Origin of the sequence: Streptomyces malaysiensis subsp. malaysiensis, assembly GCF_040653035.1 — a bacterium.
Classification (GTDB): Bacteria; Actinomycetota; Actinomycetes; order Streptomycetales; family Streptomycetaceae; genus Streptomyces; species Streptomyces malaysiensis.
Genome location: NZ_JBEZNG010000001.1, coordinates 889,701 through 903,686 on the forward strand (window position 1 = coordinate 889,701; position 13,986 = coordinate 903,686).

Annotated in this window: 15 protein-coding genes and 1 tRNA gene; 3 read left to right on the top strand and 13 right to left on the bottom strand. The window is 71.3% G+C overall.

Features of this window, described 5'->3' with window-relative positions:
* Positions 1-70: 70 nt before the first annotated feature.
* From AB0E24_RS03925 to AB0E24_RS03935, 3 genes are read right to left on the bottom strand one after another with little or no spacing between them, the layout of a single operon-like run.
* Positions 71-1,003 (bottom strand): SDR family oxidoreductase, encoded by a 933-nt coding sequence (locus AB0E24_RS03925; RefSeq protein WP_069864804.1) that lies wholly within the window; start codon positions 1,001-1,003, stop codon positions 71-73.
* Entirely contained in the window at positions 1,000-1,968 is a 969-nt protein-coding gene (locus tag AB0E24_RS03930; protein WP_251770746.1) for an alpha/beta fold hydrolase, read from the bottom strand. The genes AB0E24_RS03925 and AB0E24_RS03930 overlap by 4 nt, the downstream gene beginning before the upstream one ends.
* On the bottom strand, positions 1,965-3,494 hold the full coding sequence (locus AB0E24_RS03935) for a flavin-containing monooxygenase (protein WP_093700956.1): 1,530 nt from the start codon (positions 3,492-3,494) through the stop codon (positions 1,965-1,967). The genes AB0E24_RS03930 and AB0E24_RS03935 overlap by 4 nt, the downstream gene beginning before the upstream one ends.
* A 200-nt stretch (positions 3,495-3,694) precedes the next feature.
* On the opposite strand from AB0E24_RS03935, the gene AB0E24_RS03940 reads away from it, so the two are divergent.
* The gene (locus tag AB0E24_RS03940) at positions 3,695-4,381 is read left to right on the top strand and encodes a MerR family transcriptional regulator (protein ID WP_147968570.1); all 687 of its coding nucleotides are present in this window, start codon (positions 3,695-3,697) and stop codon (positions 4,379-4,381) included.
* A 140-nt stretch (positions 4,382-4,521) separates the two neighbouring features.
* Here the strand turns inward: AB0E24_RS03940 and AB0E24_RS03945 are convergent, their stop codons facing one another.
* Positions 4,522-5,325: an exodeoxyribonuclease III gene (locus AB0E24_RS03945; protein WP_099017059.1), complete on the bottom strand. Its 804-nt coding sequence runs from the start codon at positions 5,323-5,325 to the stop codon at positions 4,522-4,524.
* Between the two features lie 64 nt (positions 5,326-5,389).
* On the opposite strand from AB0E24_RS03945, the gene AB0E24_RS03950 reads away from it, so the two are divergent.
* Positions 5,390-5,914 carry a GNAT family N-acetyltransferase gene (locus tag AB0E24_RS03950; RefSeq protein ID WP_359374709.1) on the top strand — a complete coding sequence of 175 codons (525 nt, stop codon included), beginning with the start codon at positions 5,390-5,392 and terminating at the stop codon, positions 5,912-5,914.
* 69 nt (positions 5,915-5,983) lie between these two features.
* Here the strand turns inward: AB0E24_RS03950 and AB0E24_RS03955 are convergent, their stop codons facing one another.
* Together AB0E24_RS03955 and AB0E24_RS03960 are read right to left on the bottom strand one after the other, a co-directional pair.
* On the bottom strand, positions 5,984-7,150 hold the full coding sequence (locus tag AB0E24_RS03955; RefSeq protein WP_359374710.1) for a trypsin-like serine peptidase: 1,167 nt from the start codon (positions 7,148-7,150) through the stop codon (positions 5,984-5,986).
* Between the two features lie 195 nt (positions 7,151-7,345).
* Positions 7,346-7,705, bottom strand: coding sequence for a hypothetical protein (locus AB0E24_RS03960; RefSeq protein ID WP_147968564.1), 360 nt, complete (start codon positions 7,703-7,705; stop codon positions 7,346-7,348).
* Between the two features lie 223 nt (positions 7,706-7,928).
* Between AB0E24_RS03960 and AB0E24_RS03965 the strand changes: the two genes are divergently transcribed.
* On the top strand, positions 7,929-8,429 hold the full coding sequence (locus AB0E24_RS03965) for a Dps family protein (protein WP_359374712.1): 501 nt from the start codon (positions 7,929-7,931) through the stop codon (positions 8,427-8,429).
* A gap of 52 nt (positions 8,430-8,481) precedes the next feature.
* On the opposite strand, the gene AB0E24_RS03970 is transcribed toward AB0E24_RS03965, so the two are convergent.
* The 7 genes from AB0E24_RS03970 to galU form a co-directional block, all read right to left on the bottom strand.
* Positions 8,482-8,555 (bottom strand) — tRNA-Ala (locus tag AB0E24_RS03970).
* 75 nt (positions 8,556-8,630) lie between these two features.
* Positions 8,631-9,857: a divisome protein SepX/GlpR gene (gene sepX / locus AB0E24_RS03975; RefSeq protein ID WP_359374714.1), complete on the bottom strand. Its 1,227-nt coding sequence runs from the start codon at positions 9,855-9,857 to the stop codon at positions 8,631-8,633.
* A gap of 142 nt (positions 9,858-9,999) precedes the next feature.
* The gene (locus AB0E24_RS03980) at positions 10,000-10,623 is read right to left on the bottom strand and encodes a GNAT family N-acetyltransferase (protein ID WP_069864820.1); all 624 of its coding nucleotides are present in this window, start codon (positions 10,621-10,623) and stop codon (positions 10,000-10,002) included.
* The gene (locus AB0E24_RS03985) at positions 10,620-11,198 is read right to left on the bottom strand and encodes a MogA/MoaB family molybdenum cofactor biosynthesis protein (RefSeq protein WP_099014669.1); all 579 of its coding nucleotides are present in this window, start codon (positions 11,196-11,198) and stop codon (positions 10,620-10,622) included. Before AB0E24_RS03985 ends, AB0E24_RS03980 begins: the two co-directional genes overlap by 4 nt.
* On the bottom strand, positions 11,195-11,677 hold the full coding sequence (gene moaC / locus AB0E24_RS03990; RefSeq protein WP_069864824.1) for a cyclic pyranopterin monophosphate synthase MoaC: 483 nt from the start codon (positions 11,675-11,677) through the stop codon (positions 11,195-11,197). Before moaC ends, AB0E24_RS03985 begins: the two co-directional genes overlap by 4 nt.
* Before the next feature lie 65 nt (positions 11,678-11,742).
* Positions 11,743-13,062 (bottom strand): molybdotransferase-like divisome protein Glp, encoded by a 1,320-nt coding sequence (glp, locus tag AB0E24_RS03995; RefSeq protein ID WP_359374716.1) that lies wholly within the window; start codon positions 13,060-13,062, stop codon positions 11,743-11,745.
* A gap of 4 nt (positions 13,063-13,066) precedes the next feature.
* Positions 13,067-13,969, bottom strand: a complete 903-nt coding sequence (gene galU, locus AB0E24_RS04000; protein WP_079258699.1) for a UTP--glucose-1-phosphate uridylyltransferase GalU — start codon at positions 13,967-13,969, stop codon at positions 13,067-13,069.
* Between the last annotated feature and the right edge of the window lie 17 nt (positions 13,970-13,986).

The window sequence follows — 13,986 nt, forward strand, 5'->3', positions numbered from 1 at the left end:
GCGGCGACTTTCGCCGCATTCCGGACCGAAGGAGCTGAAGAAAGCACAGGTCAGCGCGGTTGACAGAGCGTTACTGGTGACGCTGCGTATCCGCGGTGTCCAGTGCGTCCCCCGTCCCAGCCGTGCGCGCTCGCTCGTCCGCCGCGCCGCCCTCGCCCACCAGACCGCCCCGCTCCTTCCGGGTGGCCGCCAGCCGCGGTTCGGCACGGCGCATCTCGCGCTGCCCCACGGCGTGGATGAACATGGGCAGATAGCCGCGCACCGACTGCATACCGCGCAGCCACCACTGCGCGTACACATGCGCCGACCGGCGCTCTATGCCCGCCACCAGCCGGTCCACCGCCGGGCCCAGCGGATAGGTGCGGCCCGCGGGCCAGGGCAGCCGCTGCCGTAGCTCGCGCATCACCTCGTCCTGGTCGGCGCCGCGCACCATATCGGTGTCCGTCCAGCTCAGATAGCCCACACCGACCCGGACCCCACGGTGGCCCACCTCGGCCCGCAGACTGTGGGCGAACGCCTCGACACCGGACTTGGACGCGCAGTACGCCGTCATCATGGGCGCGGGCGCGATCGCGGCCAGCGAGGCGATCTGCAACAGATAGCCGCGGCTGGCGGTCAGCGCGGGCAGGAAGGCACGGGCCGTGGTGACGCTGCCCAGCAGATTGACCTCGATCACCCGCCGCCAGGCCGTCTCCTCGGAGTCGAGGAACGGACCGCCCTGGGCCACGCCCGCGTTGGCGCAGACGATGTCCACCGCGCCGAACCGCTCCACGACCTCCTCCGCCACCCGCGCCATCGCCTTGGCGTCGGTGACATCGGCGTACCAGTGGGCGGAGTCGGTGGGCAGCCGCTCCGAGACCCGTTTCAGTTCCTCGGGCTCCAGGCCCACCAGCGCGACCTTCGCACCGCGTGCGGAGAGCTTGCGGGCGAGCAGCTCGCCGACTCCCCGCGCCGCGCCCGTCACCACCGCGACCTGGCCCTGAAGGCTTCTGCGCGCACTCATGCCGTCTGCTCCTTCGCATGGGGTTTCTGAGTTGTCGAGGGGTGGGGCGCCTGGGACGTCCCGTACTCCTCGACCAGACCGCGGATCACTCCGGTGACCGCCTCGGGGTCCTCCACCGGCGTCATATGGCCGAGCCCGGGGAGCTCGATGAGGCCGGTGCAGTGCGGCAGCGCGGCGGCCATGGCGTGGGCGTGCTCGAGCGGGGTGAGCCGGTCGGCGGTGCCGGCGATGACGGCCGTGGGCATGGTCAGTTCACCGATGCGCGCGTCCAGTTCGAGATCCAGCAACACCCGGCCCCATCCGGCGCGCACGGCGCGGGGGCAGGCGTGCAGGATCCGCGCGCATACCTCCACCGCGGCCGGGTCGGCGCCGGGGCCCATCGTGGCGTACCGCACCAGCCGCTTGGAGAGCGGGGTGACCGGGCCCAGCGGGGCGCGTGAGCCGAGGAGCGCGCGGTGCGCCAGCGCCCGTGCCCGCGGCGGGCGCAGCGGCAGCACCCGCGCCCGGTCCACCAGCCGTGAGGCGCCAGTGCTGCACAGCACCGCGGCGGCCGCGCGCTCACGCAGCACGGGGCGGTCGGCCGCGGCCATCAGCGTCATCCCGCCCATGGAGTGGCCCGCCAGCACGGCCCGCCGACCGGCCGGAAGAGCCGCTTCCACCACCGCCACCAGGTCGTCGGCCAGGGCGTGGGTGCTATAGCCGCCGGGGCCGGGGGCCGGGCTGCGGCCATGGCCGCGCTGGTCGTAGACGATCACCCGGTGATCTGCCGAAAGGGCGCGCACCACCGGCGCCCAGAAGGCCGTGGAGCAGGTCCAGCCGTGCGCGAGCACGACGGCCGGGGCGTCCTCGGGGCCGTGCAGCTCCGTATGGACCCGGCTCCCGTCGGCCGAGACGACCGTCAAGGTGCGCTCCGGGACGGGCGGTGCGTACGGCCCCGAGGAGGGCGGGGAAGGAAGCCGCCTCACCGCGATCCCCTCCCCGCACCGGCCGTGGACACGGTGGCCTTGACCGGGCCGGTGTGCGGCCGCAGCACCCGGTACTCGGCGAGGTCCACGCGCCGGGTTTCCCTCCGCAGCTCGGTGGTCGTCCCGGGCCACAGCGTGGTGTTCCGGCCGTTGTCGAGGTACCAGCTGTCACAGCCGCCGGTGTTCCACACCGTGCGCCGCATCCGCTCTTGGACCATGTCGGTGTAGGCGCGCACCGCCGACGGCCGGGCGTCCAGCGCGACCTTGCCGCCCAGGGTGTCCAACTGGCGCAGATAGTCGGCCATATAGGCCAGCTGTGCCTCTATGACGAGGATCATCGAGCTGTTCCCGAGGCCGGTGTTGGGCCCGATGATGGTCAGGAAGTTGGGGAAGCCCGCCGGAGTGGTGCCGCGCAGCGCCTCCATCCCGTCCTTCCACTCCTCCGCGAGCGTCGTCCCGCGCGCCCCGGTCACCCGGTGGGCTATGGGGACGTCGGTCACATGGAAGCCGGTGCCGAAGATGATCACGTCGGCCTCGGCCTCGGTGCCGTCGGCACCGACGAGGGTGGTGCCGCGCACCTCCTTCAGCCCGGCCGGAACCACATCCACATGCGGCTGGGCGAGCGCCGGATAGTAGTCGTTGGAGAGCAGGATGCGCTTGCAGCCGATGCGGTAGTCGGGCGTCAGCGCCGCCCGCAGCGCCGGGTCCTTGACGGCCCGTCGCATATGGGCAGCGGCCAGCCGCTCGACGAACCGCATCTCGCCCGGCCGCTTGGTGAAGGCTCCGACCTGAAGCTCCCGGATGCCCCACAGCACCCCGCGGCGCAGCGCCCGGGTGGCCGGGACCTTCGTATGCAGCCATCGCTCGACGCCGCTGATCCGGCGGTCCATCCGGGGCAGCACCCAGGCCGGGGTGCGCTGGAAGAGGGTGAGCCGGCCGACCTCGCGCTCGATGGCGGGGACGATCTGGATGGCCGAGGCGCCCGTGCCGATCATCGCCACGCGCTTACCGCGGAGATCGACGGTGTGGTCCCAGCGCGCGGAGTGGAAGACCGCGCCGGGGAAGCCGTCGAGCCCCGGGATGTCCGGCATCCGCGGGTCGGCCAGCGGACCGGTGGCGCTGACCACGACATCGGCGGTCAGCGAGCCCCGCGCGGTCTCCACCTCCCAGTGCACCGCCCCGGAGTCCCAGCGCAGGGACCGCACCTCGGCATCGAAGCGGAGGTGCGGCCGCAGCCCGAAGGTGTCGGCGACCCGCTCCAGATACGCGCGGATATGCGGCTGACCGGAGAAGTTCCGGGGCCAGTCGGGGTTGGGCGCGAAGGAGAAGGAATACAGATGTGACGGAACATCACAGGCACAGCCCGGATAGGTGTTGTCCCGCCAGGCCCCGCCGACCGCGTCCGCCCGCTCCAGCACCACGAAGTCCGTGATGCCCGCGCGGCGCAGCCGCACCGCCGCTCCCAGCCCGCCGAATCCGGCGCCGATCACCGCCACCCGTACATGCTCATGCGTCAGCCCAGCCATGCCGCCGCCTCCCACGAACGCGAATACGACCGTGCCAGCAATCACTGGCACGATGGGAGCGTAGGACAGGGATCTACCGAGCGGTAGGGGCTGTGGATAACGAAGTTACCGCCGGTCGCACCAGACCGGCCGCGGCCTTGGCTTCGGCATAGGCTTCCCTTGTGGCGAAGAGCGAAGCGGACGAGGTACGCGAGTACCGCATGGCGGAACTGGCCGAGAAGGCCGGGATCACCGTGCGCACCCTGCGCTTCTACCGGGAGCGCAAGCTGCTCCCAGCGCCGCGCCGCGAGGGCCGGATCGCCTGGTACAACGACCACCATCTGGCCCGGCTGCGGACGATCGCGGCGCTGCTGGAGCGTGGTCACACCCTCGGCGGCATCGTCGAGTTGCTCACCGCCTTCGAAAGCGGCCGCCGGGACGTGGGCGAGCTGCTCGGCATGCCGGGCGCGGCCGCCTCCTGGCCCGCGGAGACCCCGGTCCGGCTCGCCCCCGAGGTGCTCGCGGACTACTTCGAGGGGGAGGTCACCCCGGAGAACCTCATCACCTCCCTCGACCTCGGCTATCTGGCCGTCGACGGCGACGAGATCGTCCACCTCAGCCGCCGCCTGCTGGATGTCTCACACACCCTGGTCGAGCAGGGCGTCCCGCTGACCGCCGTGCTCGCGGCGGCGCGCGAGGTGCGTGAGCATGTGGACGCGATCGCCGAGACCTTCGTCACACTGCTGCGCACCCATGTGCTGGCGGACGCCCAGGAGCGCGGCGAGGACATCGGCGAGACTGTGGAGCGGCTGCGGCCACTGGCCACGAGCGTGGTCGACGCCGAGCTGACGATGGCCATGAACCGCCGGATGCGGGCGGATCTGGGCGACACGCCGCGGAGTCGGTGAACCCGGCCGAGTGAGCGTCAGCGAACGCGTGGGGCGGGTTGCCCCGTACGCGTCAGCGAGCGCGCGAAGGCCGGTGAGCGCGCGGTATCGACGCCCCCTCGAAGGTCAGCGAGCATGCGGAACCGACGACCCCGCGAAGGTCAGCGAGCCGGGCCGTAGACCACCGTCACCGGGGCATGGTCGCTCCACCGCTGGTCGTAGGCGGCCGCCCGCTCCACGACCGCCTTGACCGCGCGTTCGGCGAGCCCGGGGGTGGCGACCTGGTAGTCGATGCGCCAGCCCGCGTCGTTGTCAAAGGCCCGGCCACGGTAGGACCACCACGAGTACGGACCGGCGACATCCGGGTGCAGACCACGCACCACGTCCACGTACGCCGCCTCCTCGAAGACCCTGGTCAGCCAGGCCCGCTCGTCCGGCAGGAAGCCGGACTTCTTCTGGTTGGCCTTCCAGTTCTTGAGGTCGGCCTCCTGGTGGGCGATGTTCCAGTCACCACACACCAGCGCCTCGCGCCCACCGGCCGCCGCCCGCTCGCGCAGCTCCTTCAGATACGGAAGGAATTCCGCCATGAAGCGCTCCTTCTCGTCCTGGCGGTCGGTGCCGACCTCACCCGAGGGGAGGTACAGGCTGCCCACGGTCACGCCGGGCAGATCGACCTCCACATAGCGGCCGCTGCCGTCGAACTCGGACGACCCGAAGCCGACCCGGACGCCCTCAAGCTCGCGCCGGGCGTACACCGACACCCCGGCCCGGCCCTTGGCCGCCGCGGGGGCGTGCACCACATGCCAGCCATGGGGTTCGCGAACCGCCTCGGGCAGCTCCTTGGGCTCGGCGCGTACCTCCTGGAGGCACACCACATCGGCCGCGGTACCGTCCAACCAGGAGACAAAGCCCTTTTTGGCGGCGGCGCGCAGCCCGTTTACATTCACGGTCGTCACGGTGAGCACCCCCGGCACGATACGCGACAAAAACCACGCGCCACGCGCACTGCATAGAAGTACGATCCATCGCATGAACATTCGAACCGTCCGTTACGACCACCCCGACGCCCGCAAACTCGACGGCGAAGTACAGGTCGAGTACGCCGAGCGCTACGGCGAGGGCGATCTGACGCCCATGGACGCGACCCACTTCGACCCGCCGCACGGCCTCTACCTCGTCGTCTACGACACGGACGGCACTCCGGTCGCGAGCGGCGGCTGGCGCAGCCAGGAGCGGAGCGATGAGGGCTACGAGGACGGGGACGCCGAGATCAAGCGGATGTTCGTGGTACGCGCGGCCCGCGGGCGTGGGCTGGCCCGGTACATCCTCGCGGCGCTGGAGGACAGCGCGCGGGAGGCGGGGCGGGTGCGGATGGTCCTGGAGACCGGCACCGAGCAGCCCGAGGCCATCGGGCTCTACACCTCGTCCGGCTATGCACCGGTGACGAAGTTCGGGCTCTACCGCTTCGAGGAGAGCAGCCGCTGCTACGCCAAGCTCCTTACGGAGGCGACGGACGGAACGGACGCGGTGGACGCGACCGTAAGGCGGCCATGACGAGGAGCCCGCCCCGGATGAGGAGCGGGCCCCTTCGTCTACCGTGCGCCCGAAGGCGTTCGCGCGGGGTCAGCCCTGACCGGCGAACTTCTCGCTGATGGCCTCGAACACGCCCTTGGCCTCGGTCCCCAGATGCGGACCGGCGAGCCAGGTGTGTCCGTACGAGCCGATCGAACTGTTGGATGCCAGCACCGTCTTGCCGTCGTGGTTGACGAACCAGCCGCCGCCCGAGGTCCCGCCGGTCATCGAGCAGCCGATCCGGTACATCGTCGGCGAGGTCGGCGAGAACGACAGCCGGCCCGGCCTGCTGGTGCAGTTGAACATCTTCGCCCCGTCGTAGGGCGGGGCCTGCGGATAGCCGTAGGCGCCGATCGAGCTCACCCGGTCCGCCGACGGCGCCCCGAACCACACCGGCACCGAGGCCCCGACCGTCTCCTGAAGCGACTTGCCACTGCCGCTCTCGGGCTTCACATGCAGCACCGCGAAGTCGTAGGCCGACCCCAGCCCGCCGGTCTTACCGCCGTTGGCGATCCACTCGGACGAGGTCTGCGACCAGTCCGCCCACCACACGCCGTAGGGGCTGACCTCGTTCTGGGCCGCCGTCTGGGTCTGCTCGGCCGCCAGCCCGTTGTCGTTGTACGAGGGCACGAACACGATGTTGCGCATCCAGCCGCCCTGCTTGCCGGAGTGCACACAGTGGCCCGCGGTCCACACCAGGTTGGACTTCCCCGGGTGGGCCGGGTCGTCGACAACCGTGCCGGAGCACACCATCGGCCCCTCGGGGCTGTCGAAGAACACCTTCCCGACGGGCGCCATGTTCTGGTGGTACGGCCGCGAGACCTGCTTGGCCGGCACGGCGGGCGGCTCGGGGTCGGTGGCCGCCTGGTTCTGGCCGGTGCTCTGTGTGGAGACGGTCTTCGACGAGTCCTTCGCCTTGGCCATCCTGGACGGCTGCCAGAAGTTCTTGATGATCGGATTGGCGAATTCCGATGCCTTGCGGGCCCACTTGTCCCAGTCCTTCCAGCCGCCCTCCTTCCACTTCTTCAGGTCGTCCAGACTCGTCGGGACGCCTTCGGGCAACTGGATCCCGTCCTTGGCCTGCTGACCGGCGGACGCGGCCGAGGAGCTCGACGAGGAAGCCGCCTCGTCGTCACCGGGCCCGCAGGCCGAAGCGGAGACCACCAGCAGCGCGGTCATCGCCGCGGCGGCCACAGTGGAACGGCGTATGAGTGGCATGGAGCCTTATCCCCCTGTTGTGGTGCAGTTGTTGTGCTGTGACGCACTATGGCCTACAGCGGTTTCCCGCCATGGAGCCACGGAACAGGGCACCACTATGCCTCTGCCCCTGGCCTGCGCCATCACCGGTCTCACGGCTCGCACCAAACACCAACGCGGTCAGCACGATTCCATGACATCGCACCTCCCGAACGCTCAGGGAGAGACCAGCAGCAGCATCGCCATCGCCACCTGGGCGACGCCTTGCAACTTCACCGCCCACGAACGCGCCGAGGCGAACGGCAGCCGCTCCCGGGGACAGCCGACGGCGAAGGCACCCAGCGCCGCCGACACGAGAAACGCCCCGAAGATCATCGGGCCCGGAATGGAGGAGCAGCGGTTGCCGTACATGACGCAGTCGGCGGCACGTTCCGTCATCAGGGACAGGACGACGCTGACGACGGCCGTGGGCACCAACAGCGCGAGGCCGACCTTGGCCGCCGTACGGAGTCTCCGGTCATGCGCGGCGCCGGACGCCTCGGCCGCGCCCGTTCCGGTGGAAGCTGTCCCGTTCACCGTTCCACCCAACCGCGCGCGGGGCGTGGGCGAATCGCGCCGAGTACTCATTCCCCCTGGGTACCGGGGCTCACCCGCCCCGATCCGCCCGGCGCCCGGCCGTCCACCCAACCGGACCAGGCGCGGTGGCGACGGCCGGAGACCTCCCTAAGGCTTGATCGCATAGGAACACGGGCCTCCGTGCCAGGGGTCTGCTGTGCGGCGCTTTCGAAGGAGACACCCCATGGCCTCTTCTCCCGGAGGTTCCCGACGTCCGGAGAGCGGTATCACCGGATTCACGGCCTCGCCGCAGTTCACCCAGTCGTTGCAGCAGATCGTGGTGGACCTCGTCGAACTCCATCTCCAAGGGAAGCAGGCCCACTGGAACGTGGTCGGCCACAACTTCCGGGACCTGCACCTTCAACTGGATCAGATCGTCGATGACGCCCGGGAGTCGGCCGACACCATCGCCGAACGCATGCGCGCGCTCGCGACCTGCCCGGACGGCCGCTCCGACACGGTGTCGGCGACCACCACGCTCCCCGGCTTCCCGGAGGGCGAGGTGAGCGTGACCAACGTCGTCGATCTCGTCACCACACGCCTGCGCGCCACCGTCGACACCCTGCGCACCCACCACGACCGGATCGACAACGAGGACCCCTCCACGGCCGACCTGCTGCACGCGATCATCGACTCCATGGAAAAGCACGCCTGGATGGTCAGCGCGGAAAACCAAACCGCCTGACGGCACCAAAAAGCCCCCGCCAGGTTTCCCCGGCGGGGGCTTTGAGCTGCGGTGGACCTGAGGGGATTTGAACCCCTGACCCCCTCGATGCGAACGAGGTGCGCTACCAGTCTGCGCCACAGGCCCTTGCAACGAGTGAAACTCTAGCATCCCCTCCCGGGTGCTTGGTAATCCGTTCCTCGCTGGTCAGTGAAGGGGCCGTCACTCGTTGGCAGCACGTGGCCGGTCCTCGTCGGCGTACTGGTCGAAGAGGGGGGTGCGGCCACGATCGCGGGCGCCGCGGGGCGGGGTGGCGACCGGGTCCGGGGCCGGGGCGGGGTCCTGGGCGGAGGCGGGGTCGACGGTGCTGGAGCGGGCGGAGCTCCAGGCGTCGGGGGCCGCCAGGTCGACGCTGCCGGTGGCGCGCGGGGCGACCGGGGCGGTGACGTAGGTGGGCAGCGGGACGGGCACCGGCTCCCAGCCCTCCCCGGCGGCCGGGCCCCGCTCACGCTCACGCTCGTGGTCCACCCACTCCGCGTGATCGGTCTGCTCGACCAGGGCGCGGCGCCCGGCCGCGTGCCGGGAGGGGGCCGGCGCCGGGGCGGGCTCGGCCTCGGCGGGGGCGGGAGGGTCCACGGGGCCGTCGTCGTCGGAGGGGCACTCGGCAGGCGGATGGGTCCGCCGACGGCGCTCACGCAGCCGCTGCGCGGCCTGCTCGGCGTGGCGCTGGTCCATGGTGAACGCGAAGCGGCGGCGCTCCTGGGCGCGCAGATAGGCGATATAGGCGCTGAGCAGTATGGCCGGGATGCCCGGGGCCCACAGGAAGGCGAGGCCGCCGACGGCGGCGACGATCGCGCCGAAGGTGAAGCCGAGGAAGAGCATCACGGTGGTGCGGCGGCGGCGCGCGAGCACTCGCGCGCGCCGTCCACGGTCCAGCGCGCTCCAGGCTCCGCCGCCCGCGGCGCGCGCACCGGCCGAGCCACCCTGGCCGCGCGCACCGGCCGTGCCGCCCGTGCCCCGGGCGCCGGTCGCACCCCCGGCCGCCGGTGCCGACACGGCCTCGGCGGGGGCGTCGCCGGCCGCCGGAGCGGGGGCGCACAGGGTTACGGGGTCGGCGAAGGCCCGGACGTCGACCGCGTCGGTCACCGCTTCCGGGTCGGCCACGTAGCGCCCCGGCTCGGCGGAGGCGCCCGCCGCGGCGGGGGCGTCCGCGTCCTCGGCGCGCTCCGCAGGGTCGTCCGCCGGGTCCCCGGGGCGCTCGAGGTCCACACGGCTCTTGGCGTAACGGCGCTCCATGCCCGCCCGTCCGGACAGCAGCCGGATGGCGGTGCTGAAGCGTTCCGTCGGACGGGCCTCATTGAGCTCGTCCTGCCTACGAAGCCACATCGGCACCAAATAGGCGGCCCAGGCCCCGACGATGACTGCGTAGATGAGGCCACTGCTGCTCACGCTCACACGGTAGAGGGGTCCGCATGAGGCCATCTGCCAATTGGCGCGGTGTGTCGCACGATCTGGCTGATATCTCGAAAGTTTTTTGTGATTGTTGGGATGACCAGGTTGGAAATGTTCTCCCGTAATTCGAACAGATATTTTATTTCTGCGATGCGCCTGGTCGGGTCCGATGCCACCGGTCGAGCAGCCCCTCGGACAGTTCTTCCACCGTGAGCGCGTAGACCAGGTGGTCGCGCCATGCGCCGTCGATGTGGAGATAGCGCGGGCGCAGTCCCTCCTGGCGGAATCCGAGTTTCTCCACCACCCGGCGGCTGGGCAGGTTCTCGGGCCGGATGCACACCTCGATGCGGTGCAGTCCGACGGTGCGGAAGCAGTGGTCGACGGCGAGCGCGACCGAGGTCGGCATCACCCCGCGCCCGGCCACCGCCTGGTCGACCCAGTAGCCGATATGGCCCGAGCACATCGACCCCCAGGTGATCCCGGCGACCGTCAACTGCCCGGCCAGGCGCCCCTGGTACTCGATGATGAACGGCAGCATCCGGCCCGCGTGCGCCTCGGCCCGCAGGTGGCGGACCATCTGCCGGTAGGTGGGCCGATGGGTGACGGGGCCGCCCGGCGCGGGCGGCGGGATGGTCGCCTCCCAGCGCCGTAGCCACTCCCGGTTGCGCTGGTTGATCTCGCGCCAGGCGCGCTGGTCACGCAGCTTTATGGGGCGGAGAACGGTGTCGCCGTCCGCCAGCACGACCGGCCAGGGGGCGTTCAGCGCGGGCTCCCGGCCGATCCCGCGGGATCGGCGGGGTCAGCGGGATCAGCAGGGTCAGCGGGCTGGGTGGATTCAGCGGGCCTGCGGTGGTCCCCGCCGTGGATCTGGTCGACCGCGTGCTCCAGGAGGCGGCCGAGCACCTTGAGGCCGTCACGGACCCCTCCGGTGGAGCCGGGCAGATTGACCACCAGGGTGGTGCCGGCGACTCCGGCGAGCCCCCTGGAGAGCGCGGCGGTGGGCACCTTGGCGAGCCCCTCGGCGCGGATGGCCTCCGCGATCCCGGGGATCTCGCGGTCCAGGACGCGCCGGGTGGCCTCCGGGGTGCGGTCGGTGGGGGTGAGCCCGGTGCCGCCGGTGGTCACCACGACGTCGTACGAGGCCGCCACGGCGTCCCGCAGAGCGGCCTCCACCGGATCGCCGTCGGGCACCACGCGCGGGCCGTCCACGGCGAAGCCGAGGCCCGCAAGACCCTCGGCGATCAGCGGGCCCCCGGTGTCGGCGTAGACCCCGGCGGCGGCCCGGTTGGAGGCGGTGACGACCAGGGCGCGGCGGCGCGGCGCCGCTGAGCCGCTCATGCCCGGCTCCAGTCGCCGGACTTGCCGCCGGTTTTCTCCTCCACCCGGACGTCGGTGATGACGGCTCCCTTGTCGACGGCCTTGACCATGTCGATCACCGTCAGGGCGGCGACCGAGACCGCCGTCAGGGCCTCCATCTCCACGCCCGTGCGGTCCGTGGTCTTCACGGTGGCGGTGATCTCGACGGCGTCATCGGCGACCTCGAGGTCCACCGTGACGCCGGACACCGCGAGCGGATGACACAGCGGGATCAGATCCGGGGTCCGCTTGGCGCCCATGATGCCCGCGATACGGGCGGTGGCGAGGGCGTCGCCCTTGGGAACGCCCTCGCCGCGCAGCAGTTCCACGACGCGCGGCGCGACCCGTACGCGGCCGCTCGCGCGGGCGGTGCGCGCGGTGACGTCCTTGGCCGAGACGTCGACCATGCGGGCGGCGCCCGACGGGTCGAGGTGGGTGAGATGGTCCTGGGCGCTGCTCATCGTTCTCCCGGTCCGGGCCAGGTGGCTCCTGTGTGGGACGACACCGTACCCGCCGCGAATGGCGGCTAGGCCAGCAGGACGACGTCCACCTCGCAGCCGGGGGCGACCTCGGTGACGTTCTCGGGGACGACGATCAGCGCGTTGGAGTGCGCCATGGCCTTGATCAGGTGCGATCCCGTGCCACCCACCGGGCTGACGGTGGCCGGCCCGTCGATCGTGGCCGGCTCGTACCAGCCGCGCAGGAACTGGCGCCGGTCCTTGGGCGAGGAGGCGACGCCCTCGGGGCAGACCGCCTGCACGATGGTGCGGTGGACGTCGGCGCTGCCCAGCATGGTGCGGATGACGGGCCGCACGAAGAGCTCGAAGGAGACGTACGAACTCACCGGGTTGCCCGGCAGGGCGAGCAGCGGGGTGCTCTCCGGGCCGACGCGGCCGAAGCCCTGGGGCTTGCCGGGCTGCATGGCCAGCTTGCGGAAGTGGACCTCGTGCATCGCCTCCTTGACCACGTCGTAGGCGCCGACGCTGACCCCGCCACTGGTGACGACGACATCGGCGCGGACCAGTTGGTCCTCGACGGCGGCGCGCAGCGTCTCGGCGTCGTCGGCCACCGCGCCCACCCGGTAGGCGATCGCGCCGGCCTCCCGGGCGGCGGCGGTGAGCTGGAAGCTGTTGGAGTCGTGGATCCGGCCGGGGCCCACGTCCTCGCCGGGCTGGACCAGCTCGCTGCCGGTGGAGAGCACGACCACCCGGGGCCGGGGCCGCACCTTCACGGTGGCGCGGCCGAGCGCGGCCAGCAGCCCGATCTGCGGGGCGCCCAGGACCGTGCCGGCGCGCAGCGCGAGCTCGCCCGCGTCCGCGTCGCTGCCCCGGGCGCGCACATGCTGGGCGTCCTTCGCCGGGCGGAAGACGCGCACCCTGCCGCTTCCGCCATGGGGGTCCGAGCCACGGGCGGGCATATGCGTGACCGGCCCGCTGTCGAGGCCGCCGTCGGTCCACTCGACGGGGACGACGGCCTGGCCGCCGGGCGGGATCGGGGCGCCGGTCATGATCCGGGCCGCCTCCCCGGGGCCCACGGCGGGCAGGTCACCACTGCCCGCCGCGATGTCGCCGACGACGGTCAGCACCGCGGGATGGTCCTCGGTCGCGGCCGCGACGTCAGCCGTACGGACGGCATAGCCGTCCATGGAGCTGTTGTCGAACGGCGGAAGCGCGCCGGGGACGGTGACATCCTCCACCAGGACACAGCCCTGGGCGTCGAGCAATTGCAGCTCGATGGGCTCCAGCGGGTGGACGTGCCCGAGGATGTCGTCGAGGTGCTCGGCCACCGTCCAGACCCGGTCCTGGTCCGGACCACGATCGGCGGCCCGTTCTGCGGTGCTGCTCAAGGTGCTACATCTCCTCGGTGACGTAACTGCGAAGCCATTCCCGGAACTCCGGGCCCAGATCTTCACGTTCGCACGCGAGTCTGACAATGGCACGCAGATAGTCGCCACGGTCGCCTGTGTCGTAGCGGCGCCCCTTGAAGACAACGCCGTGCACAGGGCCGCCGAGGTCCGGGCTGGAGGCTAGCGCCTGGAGGGCGTCGGTGAGCTGGATCTCGCCACCGCGGCCGGGCTCGGTCCTGCGCAGCACCCCGAAGACGGCCGGGTCGAGCACATAGCGGCCGATGACGGCGTAGTTGCTGGGTGCGTCGGCGCGGTCGGGCTTCTCGACCAGGCCGGTCACCTGGACGACGTCGTCGTCCACGGTCGGCTTGACCGCCGCGCAGCCGTAGAGGTGGATCTGTGAAGGGTCCACCTCCATCAGGGCGATGACGCTGCCGCTGTGCTGCTCCTGGACGTCGACCATGCGGGCCAGAAGCGGGTCGCGGGCATCGATGAGGTCGTCGCCGAGGAGGACGGCAAAGGGCTGGTCACCAACGTGCGGGGCGGCACAGAGCACGGCGTGGCCGAGACCCTTGGGGTCTCCCTGCCGGACGTAGTGCATGGTCGCCAGGTCGCTGGACTCCTGGACGCGGGCGAGTCGGGTCTCGTCGCCCTTGCGGGTCAGTGCCTCTTCGAGCTCGTAGTTGCGGTCGAAGTGGTCTTCCAGGGGCCGCTTGTTACGACCGGTGATCATGAGGACGTCGGACAGACCGGCGGTGACGGCTTCCTCGACGACGTACTGGATCGCCGGCTTGTCGACGACCGGCAGCATCTCCTTGGGGGTGGCCTTGGTGGCCGGAAGAAAGCGGGTTCCGAGGCCCGCGGCAGGGATGACAGCCTTGCTGATCCGAGTACGCGATTGAGTCATGCACCGAACCTTATCCG